The sequence below is a fragment of the Pseudoalteromonas citrea genome (assembly GCF_000238375.3).
Classification (GTDB): domain Bacteria; phylum Pseudomonadota; class Gammaproteobacteria; order Enterobacterales; family Alteromonadaceae; genus Pseudoalteromonas; species Pseudoalteromonas citrea.
In genome coordinates, this window is sequence record NZ_AHBZ03000015.1 from 217,513 (window position 1) to 242,598 (window position 25,086).

The window sequence follows — 25,086 nt, forward strand, 5'->3', positions numbered from 1 at the left end:
GTAATTATTTGATCTGTTGCTCAAGCTCACCTGATAAATACTTCAAGTGCATATCATCCAAAGAAATTGGTTTGATCTTAGCGGCATTACCAGCCGTTCCGAAAGACTCATAACGATCAACACATATCGCTGTCATTGCTTTGGTTGCCTCAGCTAAATACTTACGAGGATCGAAATTAGCTGGGTTCTCTGCTAAATGGCGACGAATTGCTCCAGTCGATGCTAAACGCAGATCTGTATCAATGTTTACCTTACGTACACCGTGCTTGATCCCTTCTATGATCTGCTCGACCGGCACACCATACGTTTCCGGGATCTGACCGCCATGTTCATTAATCACTGCTAACCAGTCTTGCGGAACAGATGATGAACCATGCATAACCAAGTGGGTATTAGGAATACGTGCATGGATATCTTTAATACGGTTAATTGCTAAAATATCTCCCGTAGGTGGACGTGTAAACTTATACGCACCATGAGAGGTACCACAGGCAATTGCTAAAGCATCAACCCCTGTTTTACTCACAAAGTCAGCAGCTTCTTCTGGATCTGTTAGCAGTTGTTCTAAGCTAAGCTTACCAACAGCACCAATCCCATCTTCTTCGCCAGCTTCTCCAGTTTCTAAAGATCCTAGTACACCAAGCTCACCTTCAACGGATACGCCACATGCATGCGCCATATCGACAGTGCGGCGTGTAACATCAACGTTGTATTCATAGCTTGACGGTGTTTTGCCATCTTCAAGCAACGATCCATCCATCATTACGGATGAAAAGCCAAGTTGAATCGAGCGCTGACAAATGCCTGGAGATGTACCGTGATCTTGGTGCATTACTACTGGAATATGAGGCCACTCTTCGACAGCGGCAAGGATCATATGACGAATAAATGGGGCACCCGCGTAAGCGCGAGCACCAGCAGAACCTTGAACAATAACAGGACTATTTGTCTTGTCTGCCGCTTCCATAATTGCGCGCATTTGCTCTTGGTTGTTTACGTTGAAGGCAGGAACGCCGTAACCATACTCGGCTGCATGATCAAGTAATTGACGCATACTGATTAAAGCCATATTGCTTTCTCCAATAGTCGATGACAGTCTCTATCATCTAGTTTGAACGGGATAATTGTATCTGTGACTAACTTAGCCACCTCGCCTGCTACCGGCGAATCTCTATTTATCAAATATCAAATGTGAGAGAGATATAAGACAAATAATTAGGCCAGCAAACGCTGGCCATAATTCTTTTTACACGCTAGCTCTTTTCTCAAGCATAGCTACTGCTGGCAATTTTTTCCCTTCTAAAAACTCTAAGAAGGCTCCACCACCAGTTGAGATATATGAGATATCATCTGCCACACCATATTTGTCAATCGCTGCTAAAGTGTCCCCACCTCCAGCAATTGAAAATGCATCAGACTTTGCAATCGCATTCGCTATGGCCTGTGTACCATTGCCAAATTGATCAAATTCAAAAACGCCTACAGGTCCATTCCAGACCACTGTACCCGCTTGTTCGATGATTTTTGCCAATGTATTTGCTGTATTAGGACCAATGTCAAAAATCATATCTTCAGCTGTAACATCCGCGACATCTTTGATGGTCGCAACGGCTGATTCTGAAAACTCGGTACCCACAACCACATCACTCGGTACTGGGATTTCACCATTATTAGCTGCCGCTGCCGTAGTAAGCTTATTTGCTTCAGCAATTAAATCTGCTTCATATAGTGACTTACCAACTGGGTTACCCGCAGCGGCAATAAAAGTATTCGCAATACCGCCACCAGCAACTAATTGATCAACCACAGTCGACAATGAATCTAATACTGTTAGTTTTGTTGATACCTTAGATCCACCAACAATTGCAACTAATGGTCGTGCTGGATTATCAAGTGCTTTGCCAAGTGCTTCTAACTCATTTGCTAATAAAGGGCCTGCGCATGCAGTTTCAGCAAATAGTCCAACACCATGCGTTGATGCTTGTGCGCGGTGCGCTGTACCAAAGGCATCCATCACATAAACGTCACACAACGCAGCAAGTTGTTTTGATAACGTTTCATCATCTTTTTTCTCACCAACGTTAAAGCGCACATTTTCAAACACAACAACTTCATTGTCAGCTACTTCAACACCATTTAAATAGTCTTTTTCTAAACGGACTGACTGTTCAAGTGCCTCATTAAGATAGTCAACAACTGGCTGTAATGAATATTGCTCATCATATTCACCTTCAACAGGGCGGCCTAAATGAGACATCACCATGACTTTAGCACCTTTCTCAAGTGCTAATTTGATAGTCGGCAAAGATGCGCGGATCCGTGCATCAGAGGTGACCTTTCCACCTTTGACAGGCACATTCAAATCTTCACGAATTAATACGCGCTTACCGCTTAAATCTAAATCTGTCATTTTGATGACTGACATGAACATCTCCTTACTATACGATACTTATGATTATGAACTATTACTTAGCAGCCATCATGGCTACTGAGGTGTCGAGCATACGGTTAGCAAACCCCCACTCGTTGTCACACCAAACTAATAATTTTACGAGTCTTTTATGACTAACACGTGTTTGTGTGCCATCAATAATACAAGAATGCGGATCATGATTAAAATCAACCGAGACCAATGGTTCTTCAGTATAACTTAAGATGCCATCTAAACGACCGCCTGACGCTTGGCTAAGCACATGATTAATAGTGCTTAAATCAACATCTTGATTCACCGTCACACTTAAGTCCATCGCCGTGACATTAATTGTCGGCACACGCACTGCTATGGCTTCAAAACGTCCATGAAATTTAGGTAGTATACGTTCAATGCCACGTGCAAGTTTTGTATCAACCGGAATAATCGATTGGCTGGCAGCTCGCGTCCTACGTAAATCACTATGGTAGGCATCAATCACTTGTTGGTCATGCATTGAAGCATGAATAGTAGTAATAGCCCCAGACTCAATGACAAATGCATCATCTAAAACTTTGATAACCGGCACTATACAGTTCGTTGTACAGGATCCATTCGACACGATAGTGTCTTCAAAAGACAACTCTTCATCATTAATACCAAAAACAATGGTCGCATCGACATCGGCGTCAGCTGGCTGTGAAAATAACACCTTTTTAGCGCCCGCTTTCAAATGTACTGTGGCGTCTTGGCGAGAATGAAACACACCTGTACACTCTAAAACCACATCAATATCCAGCGCCTTCCATGGAAGGTTACTCGGATCTGGCTCAGAAAATAATTGAATGTTATCGCCTGCGACCCTAAGGTTAGGCGCCTGATAGTCCACATCAAATGCAAAACGACCATGGGATGTATCGTATTTGAGTAAGTGTGCAACCCCTTTAGGATCTGCAAGTTCATTTACCGCAACGATTTGAATATCGTGCTGGCGTCCAGACTCGTACAATGCACGCACTATATTGCGCCCTATACGACCAAAACCATTAATAGCCAGTTTGATTGTCATTGAATTGAAAATCCAGCCTTTAATATAGAAGAAGGGGTGTTCCCCTTTAAGATGGCGCTATTGTAATCGACCAAAGAAAAATGTCTAAGAGAAAAACAACATTTTTTACATTATTGCACTAAGTTTTTCACGACTTCCTCTATTCATCGAATGATATTGGGCTAATAATAGCTCCGCAGTTGCTAACGCATCACTTAATGCATTGTGTTCACTGTATTTCGGTAGGGCATAGCGAGCGCGGCATGCCGTGAGTGTTAGATCCTGTTGTTTGAGCGGCTTACCTTGCACTAACAAACGATGCTTTTCTATTTTTAAGGTATCAATAATGGCTTTGGGTTGGATCACTCTTTGCTGAGCTTTGGCGGCATGTTGAATAAACCCCCAATCAAGTTGTGCATTGTGACAAACTAAAACCCGGCCATTTATCACCTTTGCTAGCCCATCAAGCAATTCACTTAAAGACACGCCTTGAGCGGTTAATTGCGTATTATTCAAGCCATGATAAATAGGGCTTTGCAACAAGCTTGTTACGTTCCTGTTGAGCATATACCCTGCGGTGCTTAAGTCAATTTTTAACGACTGCATCGTCAACCAACCTGCTGACACAATCTCATGCTTTTTCGGCTCTAAGCCCGTTAATTCAAGATCAACAATCACATAATCATGTTCATCAAAATAGCTTTGCCTCAGTTGGAGTGATACCCACTGATTATGTAGCCATTTACCTAATGTCATTACAAACTCCCTCTGGCAAATTTAAATACACTTGCCTGTTGGGCCTGTTTGATCAAGAAAAATGCTTCTTTTAGCTGATGTTTTTGTAGTGACGTGAGGACCTGCGGATCAATACAATTACTGGGTAGTCCATCTCGGTCTATTTGTGTTTTTACGCGCAACTGCGTGAGATAACGCCAGCAATCTTGCAAATCAAAAATATCTTTTTTGCTCAACATATCATATTGTAATAATGCTTCTAACCTCTCAAGCGTATTCGCTTTAAATACACCCGCTTTTAACGCGTATAAACGAACAAGATCATTAATGATCACCACACCTCGGTGCTTTAGATCCAAATATTTATGGTCCGTCGTACCTTTTTTAAGTTTAAATTGATGAAATAACCCAATGGGCACCGAATTTGTATTTATGTCCGTCGCCATCGCGGCATAAAAAAGATCATCTTTACAGATCTGTTCTAATTGAGTGCTTAAATCTCTAAATAACGATGCAGAACCATCTATTAATCGTAAATCAAAGTATATTTTACAATTGAGCATGGCTTTGGGGGTAGGAGATTTAATCCACTTATCAAAGCGTTCACTCCATTGCTTCACAGTCCCTCTGCAGGCATCATTACTTGCCATGATATTACCAGGACAACGTTTAATACCACATGCAACAAGGTGCTCACATACATATGCACCCAAGCGGGCAAAGTATAAAAGCTGCTCATTAGTTACTGTCGCTTCGAGTACTAAGCCATTATCTTGATCTGAATGAAGTGTTTGCTCTTCCCTAGCCTGTGAACCAAAACACACCCAACAAAAAGCACAAGGTGCAGCGCCATACTCCACTTGATATAACTGAATTAAACGAGTGGTTAACGCATCCGTCACGCCACTCAGTATTTTACCTATCGTTGAAATATCTTCGATTTTATTGGAAAACTGTTTAAGCAATTCAGGAAGTTCACTGGCACAGCGTTTAACTTCCATAACACTGCGCGCTTTATAAATTTTACTAATTAGCTGTACCGGATCACTTTTTTGCAGTTTAAGTAGATCCGTACTGGTGATCATCCCTTTAGGAACATATTCTTCGTCTAATACTGGCAAGTGATGTATATTGTGTTTCAACATTAAATGAAGTGCAGAAAATACACGGTTATTCTCAAAAATAAACTTTGGCTTTTCAGTCATAATCGTCTCGACGGGCAGACTAGGGTCAAGCCCCACCGCCAACACACGATTCCTTAAATCTCTATCGGTGATCAAACCGAGTAATTGGCTACCATCGGTAATGATCAAAGATGAAATACCATGGCGTGACATAACCTGAGCTGCCTCTGCAATACTCAAAAGTTTATGTGATGTGATCACCTGCGCTGACATCATCTCATTGACTTTGAATTCTGACCAATTCCGGCTTTTAGACTGATAATAAGTACTTAGTAAGCGATTAGTGTGCGCTCTGACAAAGTGTTGCTCAAACTCTTTATATTCTCTGCGAAGATAATCAAAACTGTGTTGACCTAAAATGTATACCAGTCCAGCAGTTACAACACGCAAACGGTTACTTATCTTATCGCCAGTCAAAAGAGATGGAAAACCAAAGTAATCCCCCTCAGCTAATCGTGTTACGACCTCGCCTTGCACCGACACCAGATCAAATGTGCCAGAACGCACGAGATAAAGATTAACATCTGTCGGGTTTAGCCAATCTGCTTGGTTTTCTTGCGTTAGATATACAATACTTAAATGTTTTGAAAAGTAAGCACTTGCAGCTTCTGGAAGATGACTGAACGGCATTTGTTGGTGTGCAAATGCCATGACATCCTGTACATGAGCAGTCATAATTTGTCCCTGAAAAACACAATTTATAGCAAAGCATTAAAAATGAAGTACAACCTGCTTTGCTATAAATTGTTAGCTCAGTAAACTGAGCTAACAATACTTAGTCTTACTTAATGTGCTTGCGCCGCTAGCGACCCTTTAGGGTTACGAATACTTTCGACCATATCTTGCACTTCTTGAGGCGTATCCGCGGTAAGCTTAAGCACGACCGCCGCTACAGAGAAGTTCACCAACATACCTACAATACCGATCCCTTCTGGTGAAATACCAAATAACCAGTTTTCTGCAGTATTGAGATCAGGACTCACAAATTTAAAGTAAATAATATAAGCCGCGGTAAAGGTTATGCCCGTTACCATTCCAGCAATTGCGCCTTCTTTATTCATACGCTTTGAGAAAATCCCCATGACAATCGCAGGGAAGAAGCTCGCCGCGGCTAAACCAAATGCAAAGGCGACTACTGATGCAACAAATCCAGGCGGGTTAATGCCAAAGTATGCCGAAATCACAATGGCAATCATTGCTGCCAACCTCGCAGCCAATAACTCTTGTTTATCACTGATGTCGGGTTTTAGGGTTCGTTTAAGTAAGTCATGAGAGACCGAAGTGGAAATAACCAACAACAAACCCGCTGTCGTAGACAGTGCCGCAGCGATGCCACCGGCGGCAACGAGCGCAATTACCCACGCTGGTAAATCTGCAATTTCAGGATTAGCTAGTACCATAATATCACGGTCAATTTGAACCTCATTGGCACTATTTGGATCGCTTATCTTACCCGCTGAATACGACATTTTTCCGTCGCCGTTCTTATCTTCGAACGTAATTAACCCTGTTCTTTCCCAGTTTTTTACCCACTGTGGTGCTTCGCTATACAAAGTACCACTGCCATCTTTACCGTTTATGGTATCCACCATATTCACTCGTGCGAATGATGCAACAGCAGGCGCTGTGGTATAAACAATCGCAATAAAGACCAATGTCCAAGCCGCTGAAATACGGGTATCTTTTACTCTCGGAACCGTGAAGAAACGAACAATAACATGTGGTAAACCAGCTGTTCCGACCATTAATGCTGCCGTGATCGCAAATACATCAATCATGCTTTTGGACCCTTCGGTATATTGCGCAAAACCGAGTTCAGCACTGAGCCCATCAAGTTTATCCAATACATACATACCGGACCCATCAGCCAATGTCGCGCCAAACCCAGTTTGCGGCAAGAAATGCCCAGTCATCATCAATGAGATAAAAATAGCAGGAACTAAATAAGCAAATACCAATACGCAGTACTGTGCTACTTGCGTATAGGTGATCCCTTTCATGCCGCCTAATACTGCATAAAAGAAGACAATCACCATACCAATATAAACACCGGTTTCTATGTCAACTTCTAGGAATCGAGAAAAGACCACACCTACCCCACGCATTTGACCTGCGATGTAGGTAAAACAAATAAAGATGGCACATAAAATAGCAACGATGCGAGCAACTTGAGAGTAATAACGATCGCCGATGAAATCTGGCACCGTAAACTTACCAAATTTTCTTAAGTACGGTGCTAAGCATAACGCCAGTAGTACATAGCCCCCCGTCCAGCCCATCAGATATACACCCCCATCATATCCTGCAAAGGAGATGATCCCTGCCATAGAAATAAAAGATGCTGCACTCATCCAGTCAGCGGCAGTTGCCATACCATTGGCAAATGGCGGTACACCGCCACCGGCCACATAAAACTCATTAGTTGAACCTGCACGGGCCCAAATTGCGATGCCGATATAAAGTGCAAAACTTAAACCAACAATAATAAATGTAAGATTTTGTACGTCCATTTTATGCCCCTACTCGTCTACGCCATATTTTTTGTCTAATGAATTCATTTTGAATACATAAACAAAAATCAAAGCAACAAACGTATAAATTGCGCCTTGCTGTGAAAACCAAAAGCCCAGTTTAAAACCAAAAAAACGTACCTCATTGAGCACGTCGACCAATAAAATGCCAAAACCAAATGACACAACAAACCAAATTGCCAATAGCTTAAACATCAGAGCGAGATTTTCTGACCAGTATGCTTTTGCTTGTTCTTCGTCTTTAAAAGCCATTTTTATCCCCTTTCACTTGCTCACAATTGAGCTGTGTTGGTATTAATTGTCACTATTTACCTTAGCAACGTCATTGCAATATGAAATTGAGACCTTAGTCGTAACGGCAGCTTTACGTTTACGTAAACTGCTACACCGAGTGATTCAGTAAATAAAAAAACTAATATTTTACAAGCAGTTATGAACTTCAATCGACTAACTTTATTCATGATTTAATCACAACGGTGTTTATAAGACATTAGTCTAAAACATGATATGAAAGTTAAAATTAGTCATATAAAACATGTAGCTACAGATTGATATCGATAATCTGCATGACAACATATTAGGCAAGTATGTTATGGTAGAAACACCAGAAAATAATAAGAAAAACCATGACTGTAGCTTTAACATTTGTCGCATTGTGTTATATCGGGATTTTGTTTTGGATAGCGAATTGGGGCGATAAAACTACACCCAATGCACTAAAAATCAGCCACCACCCGTTCGTTTATGCGCTTTCTCTAGGGATTTACTGCACGTCATGGACTTATTATGGATCTGTGGGAACTGCAGCAACAAGCAGCTGGCATTACTTACCAATTTTATTAGGTCCTGCCCTGCTTTTCTTATTTGCACATGGCTTTTTAAGAAAACTGGTACTGGTGAGTAAAAAGCAAAATATTACGACCATTGCTGATTTCATTTCGGCTCGCTACGGAAAGCGCCAAGCTACAGCCGTGATGGTGACACTCATCGCATTACTCGCCACCATCCCCTATATTGCCTTGCAGTTAAAAGCGCTTAGCAGCAGTTTTTTACTATTACAGCAAGACGAGAATGTATCAGGCACTATTTTAGCACTAACAGGTACTCTCATCATGGCGCTATTTGCCATATTCTTTGGTACTCGTAAAGTAGATGTCACTGAATATCGTTCAGGATTAATGCTCGCAGTGGCATTTGAATCATTAATAAAGCTAATCGCATTAGCAGCCGTCGCAACGCTTGCATTTATTACGCTATACAAACAACCCGCTCCTCTACTATCATTGACGACACACTGGCAGGGTTTTGATTTTTTAAACTTCAACTTCATAGGCCAATCCTTAATGGCCGCTGCCGCGATTATTTGTTTGCCTCGCCAGTTCCATGTCACAGTAGTCGACAATCAAGATAGGCGTCATTTACATACTGCACGCTGGGCATTTCCCCTCTACTTACTGCTAACCGCAGCAATGATAATTCCCATTGCTACTGCTGCAATACATCCTAATATCGGGTTAGGAGTCGCGGCCGATAGCTTTGTATTAGCTTTACCTCTCATGCACGGGCACTCTATCATTACCACCTTTGTGTTTATTGGAGGATTATCCGCAGCAACGGCTATGATAGTAGTTGCAACGCTCACACTGAGCACCATGCTGTCAAATGATGTTGTTCTGCCATTACTGATCAAACGTAATTTTAGATATAACCCATTAACCAAAAACTATAAATCTCAGATCCTGTTAATTCGACGCTTTATCATTGCTGCAATATTACTATTGGCTTATTTATATCAGCAATGGTTTGGTCATGGAGAGGCTCTAGCCAATATGGGTTTAGTCGCTTTTTCCCTAGTAACACAGCTTCTACCAGCCATTGTTTTTGGCCTTTACTGGCGTAAAGGCCATGCCTATGGGGTATACGCAGGATTATTTGCCGGTTTAGTCTGTTGGGTATTATTTCTAATGCTTCCAGTACTCGATGCCGGCGCAATGATGAGTTATGACTTTCGCCAAAGCGTGATCACCCAAGGTACACTCATTGCTCTGTTTGCAAATATTTGTTGTTATATTAGCTTTTCTTTGGCGGCACATGAACGATTAATAGATAAGATCCAAGCCGCCGCTTTTGTAAACCCCAAAGAGCAAGCCACCTTAGCTAAACGGTTAAATAAAAACGTTAAAGCCAGCGTGTATGACTTTAAAGTATTACTACAAACCTTTTTAGGTGTACAGCGCTCTAATCAATTGCTTGGTCACTATTCACTGAGCCACGATATCGATGACAATAATGCCTACCCGACACCCGAATTCATCGCTTACTGTGAACGCTCTCTTACCGGTGTTTTAGGGGCATCATCAGCTCAAGCTTTAGTCCATACCGTTGCCTCAGGCAAACAAATGGCCTTTGAAGAAGTCGTCAATTTCTTTGATGAAACAACACAAGCCCTGCAATTTAACCAAAACTTACTTTATACCTCTTTAGAGAACTTAAGCCACGGTATTTCCGTTGTCGATAAAGATCTCAAATTAGTTGCTTGGAATAAGCGCTACAGTGAAATGTTCCATTACCCTGAAGACTTTCTTGATGTAGGGTTACCCATTGAACAAGTGATCCGTTTTAACGCCAATCGCGGAGAATGCGGACCAGGAGAAATAGAACGTCAAGTTGAGAAACGCGTACAACACTTACGTAATGGCACATCTCATCACTTTATTCGCCACCGTCGTGACGGGCAAGTCTACGAAATGATTGGTAACCCGCTACCTGAAGGGGGGTTTGTAACCAGTTTTTCTGACATAACAATGCACATCGCAACCCAAAATGCGCTAGAAGAAATCAACATGGATCTCGAAAACCGTATTGAGGCACGGACTCAAGAGATCAGAACTATTAACACGGATTTAGAATCGCAAATAGCAAGTCGAATTGAAACAGAACACGCACTCATTGGTGCAAAAAAAGAGGCCGAGCGAGCCAATGATAGTAAAACACGCTTTCTGGCACTGGCCAGTCACGATATTTTACAGCCACTGAATGCAGCAAGACTCTATCTAGCCGCCATTAATGAACAAACACTAACACCACAAGACCAGGGCAACTTCAATAAACTTGGGGATAGTTTAGATTCAACGGTACATCTCATGTCGGCTCTTTTAGATATTGCCAAACTTGAACAAGGCGCAATGAAGCCCTCTCCTCGCCATTTTGATATTGAGGATATTCTGAACCCACTGGCGAATGAATACGCAATGCTCTCCAAAGAGAAAGGGTTACTCCTAAAAGTACGTAGTGCATGCCATATTGTGCATAGTGATACCACTTACTTACGGCGAATTATTCAAAACTTGGTGTCAAATGCGGTGAAATATACCGATACAGGTAAAGTACTCATTGCCTGTCGTGCCCGAAGACATAATTTACGTATAGAAGTGTGGGACACAGGCACAGGAATAAGCCCATTAGAACAAGAAAAGATTTTTAATGATTTTTATCGTGTGAAAAGTGATGACAATAAAGGCGTTGGGCTCGGACTTGGGGTTGTAAAACGCCTCTGTGATTTGTTATCTATCACACTCGATGTCCACTCAATCCAAAGTAAGGGAAGCCGCTTTAGTATTGAAGTCCCTTATGGCGATGTATCGCTTGCCCCACAGCGACCAAATAAACAAACATTATTGCAAAGCAACAGTGAAAATAAGCAAAAATTATCACTCATTGCCGTTGATGATGATCCAAAGAACTTATCGGCAATGGCTAGTTTATTAGATAAATGGCAAACCAATTACCAGCTATTCGATAACATCAATGACGCATTGGCATATGCACAAGAAAATAAAGCGCCGGATATAATTTTAATGGATTACCAGCTTGGTGTTGATTGCGACGGCATCACGTTAATTAAAACCTTACGTGAAATTTGGCAAAGCCAAGTACCCGCCGTTTTAATCACCGCAATGCGCGATCCACAACTAAAAGCCCAAACAAAAGCGCTCAATATTCACTATTTATCAAAGCCCATAAAACCTGCAAAACTCAGGGCACTATTAATACATCAGCATTAGAAACAGAGAAATATAAAATATTGGAAAATAAAAAATTAATACTGTGCATTCTGTGAGAAATTAACATTCCAAAATGTCCCATTTACTTTTAAAGTAGAGGGATATTATTCATATAGGAATGAGGAAAAATGAATTATATTTTAACAACAGAGTGTAGCGATGATGTCGGCCTCATCGCCAAGATCACTAACTTGTGCTTTGAGCACACCCTAAATATTACCCGAAATAATGAATTTGTAGATAAAGCTGGGCAACGTTTCTTTATGCGTACAGAGTTAACCGGGCAACCCAGCGATAACTTTTTAACTCAGCTGCGCCAACAACTCCCATCAGGGGCGAAAGTCACCATGTATGGTGAGGAGAAAACCAAGGTTGTCTTGCTCGCCACAAAAGAAGCACACTGCTTAGGCGGGGTATTACTTAAACAATTTGAGCAAGCGCTAAATATTGAAATTTTAGCCGTGATCGCAAACTATCCTGACTTAGCCCCATTGGTAAATGGTTTTAACGTCCCTTACCATCACGTATCGCACGAAGGGCTTTCTAGATCAGAGCATGATAAAGCAGTAGGCGATCTCATTGAAAGCTACAATCCTGACGTTATAGGTTTAGCAAAATACATGCGTATTCTTAGTCCTGAGTTTGTCGCCCGCTTTAATAATAAAATTATCAACATTCACCACTCATTTCTTCCGGCATTTATTGGTGCAAAGCCCTATCATCAAGCCTTTGAAAGAGGAGTTAAAATCATTGGCGCAACGGCACACTTTGTTAACGATGAGCTAGACGAAGGGCCCATCATTGCCCAGAATGTCACTCAGGTTAGCCATGCAGATACAGCGCAAGCAATGGCAAAAATGGGCCGAGACATCGAGAAAACAGTATTTTGTAAAGCACTGCAATTAGCATCGGAGCACAAAGTGTTTATCAATGGCAATAAAACAGTGGTTTTTAGCTAAATAAATTGGCAATGAAGTGCGATAGTCGCACTTCATAACTCATACCTTTAAGACATCGCTTCAACAGGTTCAAGCTGCAGTTTTGAAGCTATTAATACCGCTTGTGTCCGATTATAAACACCTAACTTTCTGAAGATAGCCGTAATATGTGCTTTTACTGTGGCTTCTGATATATGCAGCTCAAATGCGATTTGTTTATTCAATAGCCCTTCATGTAAATAGCGCAGTACTTTATATTGCTGAGGCGTCAGTGAGGCTACTTGTTGCGCAACTTCTTTGTCTGCAATTTCCAACCCTGATACTTTGTCTTTAATTGATGCAGGTAACCAACTATCCCCTTCGAGTACGTGCTCAATAGCGCGTGCAATATCCTGTGATGAAGAGGCTTTCGGAATAAATCCCATGGCACCATAGCCCATCACTTTTGAAATAATGGCCAAGTCTTCACTGCCTGAAATAACCACAATAGGTAAGCTGGGGTAGTCTTCTCTTATTCGGATCAAGCCGTACAAATCCCCACTACCAGGCATATGTAAGTCTAACAGGAGTAAATCTAACTCTTCCTGAGAGGATAAAACTGATAATGTTGTCTCGAAGTTTTCCGACTCAAAAACCTCTAAACCTTCAAATTGAGTTTGAAGCGCGCCTTTCAAAGCCTCCCTAAATAAAGGGTGATCATCCGCGATTAAAAACTGATTCATGCTTTACTCCTAAAATTTCGGCTGTCATCTTAAAGAGGACAGCCGATATAGTACGTTTAGAATCCAATGAAATTCAAGCTTTTAACGCATTATTAACGATTCAACCTGTTTTCAATAAGCTCATCCACAACACTTGGGTCTGCTAACGTAGAGGTATCTCCCAGCTGTTGATACTCATTTGCAGCGATTTTACGTAAAATACGACGCATGATTTTTCCTGAACGCGTCTTAGGTAGACCCGGTGACCACTGGATCATATCCGGCGATGCTATTGGGCTTAACTCCTTACGAACCCAGTTTCTCACTTCTTTTGTCAACGCATCGCTTATCTCAATGCCTTCATTTGGCGTGACATAAACATAAATTCCTTGTCCCTTTATTTCGTGAGGGTAACCAACCACAGCTGCTTCAGCTACCGCTTCATGTGCAACGAGTGCACTTTCTATTTCTGCAGTACCAAGACGGTGACCCGACACATTAAGCACATCATCTACACGTCCAGTGATCCAGTAATAACCATCTTCATCACGACGACAGCCGTCACCTGTAAAATAAACTCCAGGATAGGCAGAGAAGTAAGTTTGCTCAAAGCGCTCATGATCGCCATAGACCGTGCGAGCCTGAGATGGCCACGAATCTAGGATCACCAAGTTACCATCCGTTGCTCCCTCGAGTGTTTCACCCTGAGCATCAAATAGTGCTGGTGCAATACCAAAGAAAGGTCGAGTCGCCGAACCAGGTTTCATATCTGTCGCCCCAGGCAATGGCGTGATCATGATGCCACCGGTCTCAGTTTGCCACCAAGTATCTACGATTGGGCATGTACTATTACCAATACTTTCGTAATACCAAGTCCATGCTTCAGGGTTAATGGGTTCACCTACTGAGCCTAAAATTCTTAAGCTTGAACGATTTGATGTTGCTGTTGGTTCATCGCCTTTAGCCATGAGTGCACGAATAGCCGTTGGCGCCGTATATAAAATAGTGACATTATGCTTATCCACTATTTCACCCATGCGACCTGCTGTCGGATAGGTAGGCACGCCTTCAAATATCACTTGGGTACAGCCATTAACAAGTGGGCCATATGCGATATAACTGTGGCCGGTGATCCAACCCACATCCGCGCTACACCAATATACATCCTCTTCTTTTAGGTCAAAAACATATTCATGGGTCATTGATGAATAAACTAAATAACCCCCAGTTGTGTGTACCACGCCTTTAGGCTGACCCGTAGAGCCTGAGGTATATAGTATAAACAAAGGATCTTCAGCATTCATGGGGGTTGGTTCGCATTTCGCTGGCAACTCGCTAACCAAATCATGCCACCATATGTCGTGAGCGTTCCACTCAACTTCTCCACCCGTCAGCTGATGTACAATAACATGCTCAACGCTGGTCACGCTCTCTTGGGCAACGGCTTCATCAACATTTGCCTTAAGTGGTACAGCATTGCCACCACGACGGCCTTCATCAGATGTGATCACCACTTTAGCACCAGAATCTTTTATCCTATCTGCAATTGCTGAAGGAGAAAAACCACCAAATACCACAGAGTGTACCGCTCCGACTCTTGCACAGGCTTGCATCGCATATACGGCCTGTGGTGTCATTGGCATATATATCGCTACTCTGTCGCCCTTTTCAACGCCTAACTTTTTTAAACCATTTGCAAGCTTAGCCACTTCATCATGTAGCTGCTGATAAGTAATATTTTCGCCATCTTCAGGGTTGTCGCCTTCCCAAATCAGTGCGACTTTATCTGCTTTATCTATTAGGTGTCGATCGATGCAATTGTATGAAGCATTCAGTTGTCCATCTTCGAACCACTTAATATCGATATGGCCTTTATCAAATGAAGTATTTTTTACTTTGCTATAAGGGGTCGACCAGTCTAGTCGCTTTCCATGCTCAGCCCAAAAACCGTGCGGATCTTCTATCGATTGCTTATACATTTCGTTGTATTGGTCATTATCAATAAGTGCGGCGTTCTTGATTTTTTCAGGAACAGGATAAATGCTCTGTGACATAGTCATCTCCATGGTAAATTACTTGCCGATAGGCTTTCATCAAGGATCACTCAGCTACGCACTGGAGAGTATTAGACCTTAGTTGTATATGACTCGAAAAGAGTTGTAATTTTAAGCAAATTATAATTTTGTTGAATTAAACAGCACAATCATATAATTAACATCATAAAAGCATGAAATAACATAATTTTACACGATATACATTGTCCCTAATATCAATATAATCCCTTCCAACTTCTCATTCGTGCCACCTTAGTCTCATAGACCAATAGGTAATTGAGTAAAAATCATGCTTAATCAAAAGTGATGATGAACCCTACTTCAATAGTCGTTGCCTATTCAACGTGGCTATAAGGAACAAAAATTATGACAATAAAACATTTCGCAATAAAAACCCTTACAGCAATTGCCGTTTCAGGCGCTTTAAGTGCTCCAAGCTACGCAGCCGCCATTGGTGAAACCAAGGTGAATTATGGCGGGTATGTTAAGTTAGATGCTATCTGGAGTGACTTCTCTGATGGTACATTACCTAGCTCCCATATAGGCAGGGATTTTTACGTTCCGGGTACAACGCCGGTATCCGCGAGTAGCTCTGAAGATGCAGTATTTGATATGCATGCTCGTCAATCTCGGTTTAACTTTTCGACGGCGACTAAACTGGCTGATGGTAGCGACATTAAAACAAAAATAGAGCTAGACTTTATTGTCACAGGCGGGGGAAATGAACGAGTCAGTAATTCTTATTCTCCCCGTTTAAGACAGGCCTTTCTAACATATAAAGGTTGGTTATTTGGTCAGGCATGGTCAAACTTTCAAAATGTAGGTGCATTACCAGAAACGCTGGACTTTGTTGGGCCAAGTGAAGGTACCGTGTTCGTGCGTCAAGCGATGGTAAAATATGCCGTGGGTAACTGGTCGTTTTCCGCTGAGAACCCGGAGAGTACAATAACAACCGCGCAGCAAGGTAGAGTTGTGACCGATGACGCAAGTATGCCTGACTTTACTGCGCGTTATACCCATAAAGGTGATTGGGGCAACGTGGTAGTCAGTGCACTTGCTCGTCAGCTAACCTATAAAACAGGTGCAGCCGATGAGAATGAAACATCATTTGGTATTAGCGCATCGGGCAGAGTTAACTTTGGTAAGAACAACCTCAAGTTTATGCTGACTCAAGGTAAAGGACTTGGCCGTTATGTAGGCCTAAATGTTGCTAATGGCGGTGTATATGATGGTAATGAGTTACATGCAATAGATTCAACATCTGGCTTCATAGGCTATCAACATCACTGGAATACGCAATTGCGCTCAACATTCTTATATTCTTTCTTCTCGGCTGATAATGACACCAATTTACTTACAATCACTGGTGACCCAACAGAATCGAGCATGAGTTACAGTGCTAATTTACTTTACTCACCGGTTAAAAAGCTTACTTTTGGGGCCGAATACAAAGTGGGTACTCGTGAGACTCAAAGTGGCTTAGAAGGTGATATAAATCGCTTACAATTCTCAGCAAAATACGCATTCTAATGCGAATTATGTTTTAGAGAGTTTTAAATAGAATTACCTTAACGAGTGTCTATTGTCTAAATAAAACAGGGGCAAAATTCAAGTGCCCCAAGTCTTAGGCAATAGCCATTTTATTTTACGAAAAGTATATCTTCAGCACTCTATCGCACTTAGGCACTCGTTGAGTATTCAGAAACAGCCTGACAAAAAGTGGTAATATCATCTACCGTTAAGTCTGCACGCCCCATTACTCTCAGCCCTGCATGGCCTTTAGGCACAATTGGGAAAAACACAGGTGAAGTATAAAAACCTCGTTTATAAACTTCACTAGACGTTTGTATCGCCCTTTCAGCATCAAACAATTCCACGACTCTAATAGGTAAATTATTATTTGCATTTATAGTAGGAATTAATTCATCAAATAATGACATAACATGGGATAACTTTTTTTGTAATTGAATGAGCTCATCTGATTCGTGAATCGAAATGGATGAATTAATTGCACCTAAAGAAGCCACATTAGCGGTTTGAGACCACCCTAGCGGGCCACCAAAAATATCAATTTTTCTGCGCATTAACGGATCACCTAAAAGCACTACTCCTCCGGTCGCACCAAACGCTTTCCCTAATGAAGCGACAATTATTGTTCTTTTGTTAAGCTCTTCATAATTTGCTCTGACAAAGCCCACCCCATTTTTTCCATACATACTAATAGAATGAGAGTCGTCAAAATAGACATATAAGCCGTACTTATCTTGTAATGCCTGAAGCTCTTTTACTGGGGCATACCCACCCATACTATATGCGCCATCAGCGATATAACACACGGGACGATCTCCAGCCTCTTTCAATTGTTTTTCGATAAAGTCTAGATCATTATGATCACATGTAAGTACTGTTGTTTCATCTCCGCAAAAAGCTTTCATGTGATTCATAGAGAAATGGGCGAAGCGATCGAAAATCATCACTGGCTTTTTATCGTTAGTCAAAACACCAGATGAAATAAGAGGCAAAACCCCACTGGAGGCCGCCGCACATGAGACTGTCACAATTGCTTCAGCTTTAAACAACCGACTCAGGTTAGTCTCAACTTCATCGAGTAAACTCAACCCGATCCTCGTTCGCGACGTTGGTAATATTGTGACCTTCTCAGTCTCCAACGCCTTAATTGCGCCTGAGATAATTTTAGGATGTTTATCCAACCCAAGATAAGAGCAAGAACACATATTTATAAATTCGTGTCCATTTTGCGTTTTTAGTTTGTTGGACTCCGTATAACGGGTTCTAATATGCGTGAGGTCATTAGATGAAGCTGCATCCCAAGATGCTTCAGCTAAACTGACCATTTTCTTAATATTAGAAAAATTATTCATAATTAATTACTCCTTTAAATTGATACAATTTAAATTTGAAGTCTCCTCAAGAGACAGTAAATACTCTACAAAATAGAGATCCATCAACGCAGTACCTATTGAACTAAATATAGAAATCTTCGAAGCTAGGTCATCATGAGGCATCTCAAAGAGCTCATTGGGTTCAATAGCCTTACTATGCACATCACCGGCTTCCACAATTGCAAACTCTCTATTTTCTGTCACAACAGTATGTTGAGACATTTCTTGATGTGATAATTCTCGGTTTACTCGACTGTGAGAGCCAATTAAGCCAATGTGTGTGCCTGGTGATACTTTCTGCAAAGAGAAAACAGGTTCATTACTTGTCGTTGCAGTAATAACGATTTTTTTATTGCTGACACAATCGGAAACATTGTCTACAACATCAACCACAATGTCGCTGTACTGCGCTAAAAGTACAGCTCGCAACTTAAGCGCTTTAGCATGGGTACGGGAATAAATGCTGATCTGCTTGATAGGCCTTATAGATAAGATTGCGTGTACTTGATATTCCGCTTGCACACCAGCGCCAATTATTCCTAACGAATCAGCTAACTCAGGTGTACAATGCATAGCAATTGCAGCTGAAGCTGCTGCGGTTCGTAATCCTGTCATTGAATCGCCATCAATTAAAGCTAGAGGTACACCTGTTTTAGTACAAAATACATTTGTAATAGCATGAATTGCGGAAAGATTACCTCCTGTAACTAATGCGGCATTTTTTACAATAAATAACTCACTACACTCATCCACTGCAGGCATAGAACCAAACACTGAAAATGGCTTATCTTTAAATATCAATGTCCGTTTCGGCACATTTGATTTCGTTACGGCAAGCTGATGTAACATTTTTCTTTGAAAGAATTGAGTTAATCTTTTTATATCAATAAGCTGCTCTACTACAGAGGCTGTGTATACTCTCATAACAGAGCATCTAAAATAGATTGTGGTTCAACAGGAACTAAAAAGCTACGTTCCCAAATTAAAACAATATCAGATGAGTTTTTTAATCCTTTTGTTTCAACAGTAACAATCCCCTGTCCAGGTCTAGAATTAGAAAGACGCTTACTTAGGATTTTTGACTCGGCATACAGAGTATCTCCGATAAATACGGGGGACAACAGTTGCACGTTTTTCCAGCCTAAATTTGCAATGGCTCTGGCACTCGTCGCAGCTAAGCTAAGCCCCCCTATAATTGAAAATGTAACTAAGCTAGATACTAGCGGCTTTCCAAATTCAGTTGATTCGGCATATTCCGAGTCAATATGTAGTGGGTGCGTATTCATATTAATTAAAGATTGCCAAATATTATCAACCTCTGTGACTGTTCGACCTGGTTTATGCTCAATTACATCACCAACTTCAAAATCATCATAATATAAACCATGACTTTCTACATAACGCTGTCCGCCTACATGTTTCAATTTACTTAATACTTTACTTTTCATAACTTCATCCTGCTGCATTTATTATTTTTCTGGCCATTTTTATAAATGGGGGACCAATCATATTACTTTTCACTGTAGATATACTTGAGCAACTCTTATGGTTCAGTCTTTCACTGGCTTCAATAACTTCATTAGAAAAATCTAATTCCTCCTGTGTTGGAGAAAACACCTCATTAATTAAAGAGACTTGCTTTGGATGTATTGCAATTTTTCCGTGATAACCTAGCCTCCTTGCAATTCGGCATTCTTGATCTAATTCGTTAATATTCTCTAATGAAAAACACGGTGAATCTATCGCATAAGCATTAATTTGATTTGCGGCCAAGGAAATTTCTGTTCGTGCAAATGTTAAGTCTAATGCACTAGGGACTTTCCCCATACTTTCAGAAAAATCTGCTGAACCAAATATAAGCCCATCAATATATGAACTAGCATTAACAATTCTATCAAGAGATTTAAGTGCTTTAATACTTTCAATCACACAAAACAGCTTAACATTTGGAAACGCTTGCCTTAATATATCACCGACGATATTAACGCTTTCAGGAGCTTCAACTTTTGGCAATATAAAAAAGTCTGGAGAAACTTCTCTATTTATAAAAAACAAAATATCTTCCAGTCCATATTTTGTATCTATTGCATTTATTCTAACTGCCGTTTTTATCTGGTTATTTCTTAATAAACTTGCAGAAATTAAGTCCCTTGCTTTTTCTTTTTGTCTTTCAGGAACTGAATCTTCCAAATCAAAATGTGCAACGCTTGCGTTCACTTCTATTGACTTACTAACTACATCATATTTATTCGGTGGAGCACAAAGTAAACTTTTAATCATATATACCTCCAGAACATAAACCCATATAAATTAAAAAACAGGAAACTAAAAAACACTCCCATAAAATGGAAAAAAGACAACGAAAAAAACGTAACACACAGACAAGCTAAAAATCAAATCCGTGAAAAAACAAAAAAAACAAAATAAAAACATAATAAAAACAAAAAACACAACAATTTAAAAACCAGAACCTTATTACTAATATTTGGTAAAATAAAAAGGAATTAAAATTAAAACCACACACTATCAAACACAATAAAAACCAAAAAAAAAAAAATATTAAAAATTAAATAAAAAAATTAAAAACCACACAATTAAGAAGCTAAAATAAAATTCCATCATATTGATAGTTAAATTTTTCATCAAAAAACCTTACCCCCTTAAATACTAACAAGAATCAACTAATATTAGGCAGTATGCCAATCGTATTTGTGAGGTTCATAAAGAGTGCGAAGCTTTACCTAGCCTACAAAACATAATTTATAAATAATGTGTACTTTCCTAATATGAACGCTGTCAGATAAATACAAGTGGTTGTTGATTCTGTGACTATGAGATAATCTCGAGAAATAAAAGGCGATGCAATTTCCCCTCTTCCTTCTGACGAAGTGGTGTATAAAAAGCATACTAATATTCACCATCCAAAAAAGCACAATACTAAATATTAGGACTGTTACCCTAAGTACTGCATAGCTTAATTTAACGAATTACTGAATTTATAAGGAATAAGAACCTAAAGCTTAAATCAACGCTATCTAAGTAAAAATCCTTAGTTTTAATTTGAATAAGCCGGACAATAAATAGAGGGATTAATAGTTTAGTGCTGCATTCAATACAAAAAAAAGCGAAATTTAGCTATGATATAAATGTTATGAAAGCTGTTTACACTCAACTATCCACTTATTTTCACCTAATGACGGCGTTGTTTCCTAAATAATTGAGCTTCTTTGATTTGGTGCGATCAGATCATTAAATACCTTAACTCATGACGCGAAATGAAGAAGAAAACTAGGAATTGGTCACAGTGCAATCGTGCTTTGCTTCAACGCGATAACATCAATATTTGGCTAAGTGATAGTGCCATCTCAAAAAATATCGAAAAACACGGTGCCTGTGGTCGTTCAAATCACTATTCTGATTTAGCAATTGAAACCTGTTTAACTTTAAAGGCTGTATTCCATTTGCCACTCAGAGCCTTAGAAGGGTTTGTAAATTCCTTGCTCACTATGATGGATACCTCGTAGCAATCACCCGTTATTTATATGTATGAAATTTAATGACTTTTGCTAATTATTTGGTATTGACGTGTCCGTTTGACCATCATACTATGTCTCCGTAGTATGACTACATAAAACCAAATCAGACAGTACAATAAGGAATTGTTTTGAAAAAAATGTCTATCGCTGCTTTACTCGTATCTTCATTCGCAATTAGCAGTCATGCACTTGCAACTGATTATACAGTCACAAAGAAAAAACAACCGAGTAGAATGCTAGTATTAAGTTCTGCTGGTGGACTCTCAAGTGAATTATTCGCTGTATTGAACATGGATTTAAGTGATATTCCATATAGAGACAAAACAGGAACTATCACTGGAATTAGCTATGTTTCTGCAAGCTTTTCAGACTCAGCTACCGAAACAGCTGAGTTGTGTTTTTATCGCGCGTATAGCTCAAACCCATTAATGTGTGAGGAAATTGTACCTAACTCATCGGGCATGGTGAATACCTTTAATGGCCAATGGTTCAAAGCAGGTGTTGAAGCTTCAATTGTTCACAGAGTTGAAGCAACGGGCCGTTTTCATTATTTAGAACCAAACAGGGAAGAGAGTGTTACTTTCCACTATACTACGGACTAGTGAGTCTGTTGCCCCTAGCTAAGGGGCAATTTTTTACGCTTAGAAGAGATAGATAATATGGATATATCAAGCACTAAGTGGAGTTCAAACACAGGCGTAACGCCTAAAAACTCTCTAAGGTCACAATCAGTATTAAGCCAATACAAGCAAAACGAGACAAATGTGTCGTTCTCTTCGTTAGCAATAAAGCTAAAGGATGCACAACGAGCGATTGATAACACACAATTCAATCAGCTATCATTGTCTTGGAACAAAGGCAATGGTCTTGCCAGTAATGAACGTAACGAAAAAGAAATTGCTGCTGCGAAGTGGGAATTCGAGAATTTGTCAAAAGGTCAGTTGGAGACAATTGCATTAGACCCAAGTGGTACATTTTCTAATTCGCAAAAAGTATCGGCATATGAACAGTGGCATGTGCTAGATCAAATGATGCTGTCTGATTTACAGAGAAATAGCCTCAAACACGAACGACTATCTGATGCAACGGCATCATTTGAAGATGCATTGCAAACTCATGTCAGTTCATTTTCTGCACTAAGCAAAATGATGGTTTCTGAGCAGTATGTCTCAAACGCGCAATCTCAATTCGCTGCCACAGTCAACGAGCACAGTAAAGCATCATCTAAAAACACAAACCAGTCTGAACATTATTACGCGGTAATGGTGAAAGAGATTTTTGCTGGTGATGAACCCGATATACTTAGTGGTGCTGATGGCATGTCTCTTTCTAACGCCTCAAAAAGTCCATTTGAGTTTTTAACTCAAGAGGATAGAGAGTTACTGTCAGGTATGTACGAATATGTTGACCAAAATGAAATTGACTTTAAATATATTAAGAGGCTTGCCAGTGATCTGGGTGATTATAGAAAGCACAATAATGGCAAGCTTGTAAGTAACTTTAATGATGGTCATTTTGATGCTTCAGGGCGCCAGCTTACTGTTGATTTTACAGCGGAAGATCGGGCCACGATTGATTACTTGCTTTCGAGTGACGGGCTGTCTTCGAGCAAACTAGATCAAGGTTTCATTTCATTTATGACGGAGCCCGGCCTAGGGGCCTTATCTCATGTTGGAAGTTACCAGTTTTTACAGCATATGGTTGAAGTGACTGGCGGCATAGAAACAAGTGTATCGGCAACTGATTTCAATACTTTTAAAGATTTTTCGAGTACTGGCGAGCGATATGTCTTGAGTACCTCAGGCGAAGCTATAAACATCCCAGAGCCTGATGTCGTTTGTAAGAACGGCCATTGCGAAGTTACGGAAAAAGGCCGACAAAATGGGGTTATATTGGAGCAAGACAGAGAAGTGTTTCAGCCTGCTTTCGATTCAAAATCTGCATCAGTTGAATTTTTAATGCAGCAGCTTACAGATACTGAAAAGCATGGTAACATTTGGTATAAATGGCTTAAAAATGAATAGAGTCAGTATAATTAACCAATTAACGTAGACATCAACGGCGTTGCTTCCTAAATAATTGAACTTCTTTGATTTGGTGCGATCAGATCATTAAATACCTTAACTCATGACGCGAAATGAAGAAGAAAACTAGGAATTGGTCACAGTACAATCGTGCTTTAGTTCAACGCGGTAACATCAATATTTGGCTAAGTGATAGTGCCATCTCAAAGTGGCAGAATACCGAATAACACGATGGCCGTGGTCGTTCAAATCCCCTTCTGACTTAGCAGTTGAAACCTGCTTAACCTTAAGAGCCGTATTCCATTTGCCACTCAGGGCCTAGGTTTGTAAATTCCTTGCTCACTATGATGAATACCTCGTTACAATCACCCGGTTGTAGCTGTTTATGCAAATGCAGAAAAATACTTGATGTACAATATAGAAAAAACGCAGGCAAAGGCTTTATAGATACCGTGGTTGATAGCACCGACCTTAAAGTGCACGGAAATGGAGAATGGCATGCGAGAAAACATCGTGCGACTAAGCGCCGAGCTAGGCGAAAATTGCACTTGGCCATTGATGCGACAAGTCACAATATTGTGGGTGCTAAACTGTCGATGGTAAATGTGTCAGATGATTGAGCATATGACACACGAAGTTGCTATGAGGAAGTCGCAGTAAAAAAGTGATTATGCGGACGTCCCCAAGAAACAATGCCGTATTTATGATGCACCAAATAGGGTTAACGCAGTGGAAAGTGAATTCAGGGTACCATCTTCGTTCACTTGCCAAGAAGGCGATGTATCATTTTAAACAATTAATGGGTGATAAACTAAGAAGTCGTCAATTCAATAGTAAGCGTACTGAACGATGATTAAAGTGAAGACAACAAATAAAATGACTAGGCTGGGTATGCCCAAATATCAGCAACAGAGTTAAAACTGAGAAATTGATTGCTAATTAGCTATTTGATCAACAC

21 protein-coding genes are annotated in these 25,086 nt (G+C 40.4%); 8 read left to right on the forward strand and 13 right to left on the reverse strand.

Going from position 1 to position 25,086, the window contains the following annotated elements; genetic code table 11:
• Positions 1 to 4 precede the first annotated feature (4 nt).
• The 7 genes from fba to PCIT_RS08460 all read right to left on the reverse strand — a co-directional run bounded on the left by fba (position 5) and on the right by PCIT_RS08460 (position 8,160).
• Positions 5 to 1,069, reverse strand: a complete 1,065-nt coding sequence (gene fba, locus PCIT_RS08430) for a class II fructose-bisphosphate aldolase (protein WP_010362409.1) — start codon at positions 1,067 to 1,069, stop codon at positions 5 to 7.
• 177 nt (positions 1,070 to 1,246) lie between these two features.
• On the reverse strand, positions 1,247 to 2,425 hold the full coding sequence (locus tag PCIT_RS08435) for a phosphoglycerate kinase (protein ID WP_010362408.1): 1,179 nt from the start codon (positions 2,423 to 2,425) through the stop codon (positions 1,247 to 1,249).
• 40 nt (positions 2,426 to 2,465) lie between these two features.
• Positions 2,466 to 3,479: an erythrose-4-phosphate dehydrogenase gene (gene epd / locus PCIT_RS08440; protein ID WP_010362407.1), complete on the reverse strand. Its 1,014-nt coding sequence runs from the start codon at positions 3,477 to 3,479 to the stop codon at positions 2,466 to 2,468.
• Positions 3,480 to 3,584: 105 nt separating this feature from the next.
• Positions 3,585 to 4,214 carry a 3'-5' exonuclease gene (locus tag PCIT_RS08445; protein ID WP_010362406.1) on the reverse strand — a complete coding sequence of 210 codons (630 nt, stop codon included), beginning with the start codon at positions 4,212 to 4,214 and terminating at the stop codon, positions 3,585 to 3,587.
• Entirely contained in the window at positions 4,214 to 6,052 is a 1,839-nt protein-coding gene (locus PCIT_RS08450) for a DUF294 nucleotidyltransferase-like domain-containing protein (protein ID WP_010362405.1), read from the reverse strand. The genes PCIT_RS08445 and PCIT_RS08450 overlap by 1 nt, the downstream gene beginning before the upstream one ends.
• Before the next feature lie 110 nt (positions 6,053 to 6,162).
• Complete coding sequence (locus PCIT_RS08455) at positions 6,163 to 7,887, reverse strand: sodium:solute symporter family protein (protein ID WP_010362404.1); 1,725 nt, start codon at positions 7,885 to 7,887, stop codon at positions 6,163 to 6,165.
• 9 nt (positions 7,888 to 7,896) lie between these two features.
• Positions 7,897 to 8,160 (reverse strand): DUF4212 domain-containing protein, encoded by a 264-nt coding sequence (locus tag PCIT_RS08460; RefSeq protein ID WP_010362403.1) that lies wholly within the window; start codon positions 8,158 to 8,160, stop codon positions 7,897 to 7,899.
• A gap of 374 nt (positions 8,161 to 8,534) precedes the next feature.
• Here PCIT_RS08460 and PCIT_RS08465 point away from each other — a divergent pair, with 374 nt between their 5' ends.
• Together PCIT_RS08465 and purU are read left to right on the forward strand one after the other, a co-directional pair.
• The gene (locus tag PCIT_RS08465) at positions 8,535 to 11,972 is read left to right on the forward strand and encodes a PAS domain-containing hybrid sensor histidine kinase/response regulator (RefSeq protein WP_010362402.1); all 3,438 of its coding nucleotides are present in this window, start codon (positions 8,535 to 8,537) and stop codon (positions 11,970 to 11,972) included.
• Between the two features lie 128 nt (positions 11,973 to 12,100).
• Complete coding sequence (purU, locus tag PCIT_RS08470; protein ID WP_010362401.1) at positions 12,101 to 12,931, forward strand: formyltetrahydrofolate deformylase; 831 nt, start codon at positions 12,101 to 12,103, stop codon at positions 12,929 to 12,931.
• A gap of 47 nt (positions 12,932 to 12,978) precedes the next feature.
• On the opposite strand, the gene PCIT_RS08475 is transcribed toward purU, so the two are convergent.
• Positions 12,979 to 13,632, reverse strand: coding sequence for a response regulator transcription factor (locus tag PCIT_RS08475; protein ID WP_010362400.1), 654 nt, complete (start codon positions 13,630 to 13,632; stop codon positions 12,979 to 12,981).
• Between the two features lie 92 nt (positions 13,633 to 13,724).
• The gene (gene acs, locus PCIT_RS08480; RefSeq protein ID WP_010362399.1) at positions 13,725 to 15,665 is read right to left on the reverse strand and encodes an acetate--CoA ligase; all 1,941 of its coding nucleotides are present in this window, start codon (positions 15,663 to 15,665) and stop codon (positions 13,725 to 13,727) included.
• Positions 15,666 to 16,031: 366 nt separating this feature from the next.
• Here acs and PCIT_RS08485 point away from each other — a divergent pair, with 366 nt between their 5' ends.
• The gene (locus PCIT_RS08485; RefSeq protein ID WP_010362398.1) at positions 16,032 to 17,195 is read left to right on the forward strand and encodes a DcaP family trimeric outer membrane transporter; all 1,164 of its coding nucleotides are present in this window, start codon (positions 16,032 to 16,034) and stop codon (positions 17,193 to 17,195) included.
• 149 nt (positions 17,196 to 17,344) lie between these two features.
• Here PCIT_RS08485 and PCIT_RS08490 read toward each other — a convergent pair whose 3' ends face one another.
• From PCIT_RS08490 to PCIT_RS08505, 4 genes are read right to left on the reverse strand one after another with little or no spacing between them, the layout of a single operon-like run.
• Complete coding sequence (locus PCIT_RS08490; protein WP_010362397.1) at positions 17,345 to 18,547, reverse strand: aminotransferase class I/II-fold pyridoxal phosphate-dependent enzyme; 1,203 nt, start codon at positions 18,545 to 18,547, stop codon at positions 17,345 to 17,347.
• Positions 18,548 to 18,553: 6 nt separating this feature from the next.
• Complete coding sequence (locus tag PCIT_RS08495) at positions 18,554 to 19,492, reverse strand: ornithine cyclodeaminase family protein (RefSeq protein ID WP_010362396.1); 939 nt, start codon at positions 19,490 to 19,492, stop codon at positions 18,554 to 18,556.
• Positions 19,489 to 20,016, reverse strand: a complete 528-nt coding sequence (locus PCIT_RS08500; RefSeq protein WP_202889058.1) for a MaoC family dehydratase — start codon at positions 20,014 to 20,016, stop codon at positions 19,489 to 19,491. Before PCIT_RS08500 ends, PCIT_RS08495 begins: the two co-directional genes overlap by 4 nt.
• A gap of 4 nt (positions 20,017 to 20,020) precedes the next feature.
• Positions 20,021 to 20,848: an HpcH/HpaI aldolase/citrate lyase family protein gene (locus tag PCIT_RS08505; protein WP_010362394.1), complete on the reverse strand. Its 828-nt coding sequence runs from the start codon at positions 20,846 to 20,848 to the stop codon at positions 20,021 to 20,023.
• Positions 20,849 to 21,843: 995 nt separating this feature from the next.
• On the opposite strand from PCIT_RS08505, the gene PCIT_RS08510 reads away from it, so the two are divergent.
• The 5 genes from PCIT_RS08510 to PCIT_RS23110 all read left to right on the forward strand — a co-directional run bounded on the left by PCIT_RS08510 (position 21,844) and on the right by PCIT_RS23110 (position 24,981).
• Positions 21,844 to 22,092: a transposase gene (locus PCIT_RS08510; protein WP_084622659.1), complete on the forward strand. Its 249-nt coding sequence runs from the start codon at positions 21,844 to 21,846 to the stop codon at positions 22,090 to 22,092.
• Between the two features lie 149 nt (positions 22,093 to 22,241).
• Positions 22,242 to 22,706 carry a hypothetical protein gene (locus tag PCIT_RS08515; RefSeq protein ID WP_010362393.1) on the forward strand — a complete coding sequence of 155 codons (465 nt, stop codon included), beginning with the start codon at positions 22,242 to 22,244 and terminating at the stop codon, positions 22,704 to 22,706.
• A gap of 57 nt (positions 22,707 to 22,763) precedes the next feature.
• Positions 22,764 to 24,128: a hypothetical protein gene (locus PCIT_RS08520; RefSeq protein ID WP_010362392.1), complete on the forward strand. Its 1,365-nt coding sequence runs from the start codon at positions 22,764 to 22,766 to the stop codon at positions 24,126 to 24,128.
• A 344-nt stretch (positions 24,129 to 24,472) separates the two neighbouring features.
• Positions 24,473 to 24,748 (forward strand): transposase, encoded by a 276-nt coding sequence (locus tag PCIT_RS23105; RefSeq protein ID WP_010362391.1) that lies wholly within the window; start codon positions 24,473 to 24,475, stop codon positions 24,746 to 24,748.
• An 83-nt stretch (positions 24,749 to 24,831) separates the two neighbouring features.
• Positions 24,832 to 24,981 (forward strand): hypothetical protein, encoded by a 150-nt coding sequence (locus tag PCIT_RS23110; RefSeq protein ID WP_238348007.1) that lies wholly within the window; start codon positions 24,832 to 24,834, stop codon positions 24,979 to 24,981.
• The last annotated feature ends 105 nt before the right edge of the window (positions 24,982 to 25,086 follow it).

Bases quoted from the DNA above. Each gene is read 5' to 3' on its own strand.
- fba (WP_010362409.1), bottom strand. From the start codon at position 1,069: ATGGCTTTAATCAGTATGCGTCAATTACTTGATCATGCAGCCGAGTAT.
- PCIT_RS08435 (WP_010362408.1), bottom strand. From the start codon at position 2,425: ATGTCAGTCATCAAAATGACAGATTTAGATTTAAGCGGTAAGCGCGTA.
- epd (WP_010362407.1), bottom strand. From the start codon at position 3,479: ATGACAATCAAACTGGCTATTAATGGTTTTGGTCGTATAGGGCGCAAT.
- PCIT_RS08445 (WP_010362406.1), bottom strand. From the start codon at position 4,214: ATGACATTAGGTAAATGGCTACATAATCAGTGGGTATCACTCCAACTG.
- PCIT_RS08450 (WP_010362405.1), bottom strand. From the start codon at position 6,052: ATGACTGCTCATGTACAGGATGTCATGGCATTTGCACACCAACAAATG.
- PCIT_RS08455 (WP_010362404.1), bottom strand. From the start codon at position 7,887: ATGGACGTACAAAATCTTACATTTATTATTGTTGGTTTAAGTTTTGCA.
- PCIT_RS08460 (WP_010362403.1), bottom strand. From the start codon at position 8,160: ATGGCTTTTAAAGACGAAGAACAAGCAAAAGCATACTGGTCAGAAAAT.
- PCIT_RS08465 (WP_010362402.1), top strand. From the start codon at position 8,535: ATGACTGTAGCTTTAACATTTGTCGCATTGTGTTATATCGGGATTTTG.
- purU (WP_010362401.1), top strand. From the start codon at position 12,101: ATGAATTATATTTTAACAACAGAGTGTAGCGATGATGTCGGCCTCATC.
- PCIT_RS08475 (WP_010362400.1), bottom strand. From the start codon at position 13,632: ATGAATCAGTTTTTAATCGCGGATGATCACCCTTTATTTAGGGAGGCT.
- acs (WP_010362399.1), bottom strand. From the start codon at position 15,665: ATGTCACAGAGCATTTATCCTGTTCCTGAAAAAATCAAGAACGCCGCA.
- PCIT_RS08485 (WP_010362398.1), top strand. From the start codon at position 16,032: ATGACAATAAAACATTTCGCAATAAAAACCCTTACAGCAATTGCCGTT.
- PCIT_RS08490 (WP_010362397.1), bottom strand. From the start codon at position 18,547: ATGAATAATTTTTCTAATATTAAGAAAATGGTCAGTTTAGCTGAAGCA.
- PCIT_RS08495 (WP_010362396.1), bottom strand. From the start codon at position 19,492: ATGAGAGTATACACAGCCTCTGTAGTAGAGCAGCTTATTGATATAAAA.
- PCIT_RS08500 (WP_202889058.1), bottom strand. From the start codon at position 20,016: ATGAAAAGTAAAGTATTAAGTAAATTGAAACATGTAGGCGGACAGCGT.
- PCIT_RS08505 (WP_010362394.1), bottom strand. From the start codon at position 20,848: ATGATTAAAAGTTTACTTTGTGCTCCACCGAATAAATATGATGTAGTT.
- PCIT_RS08510 (WP_084622659.1), top strand. From the start codon at position 21,844: ATGAAGAAGAAAACTAGGAATTGGTCACAGTGCAATCGTGCTTTGCTT.
- PCIT_RS08515 (WP_010362393.1), top strand. From the start codon at position 22,242: ATGTCTATCGCTGCTTTACTCGTATCTTCATTCGCAATTAGCAGTCAT.
- PCIT_RS08520 (WP_010362392.1), top strand. From the start codon at position 22,764: ATGGATATATCAAGCACTAAGTGGAGTTCAAACACAGGCGTAACGCCT.
- PCIT_RS23105 (WP_010362391.1), top strand. From the start codon at position 24,473: ATGATGAATACCTCGTTACAATCACCCGGTTGTAGCTGTTTATGCAAA.
- PCIT_RS23110 (WP_238348007.1), top strand. From the start codon at position 24,832: ATGATGCACCAAATAGGGTTAACGCAGTGGAAAGTGAATTCAGGGTAC.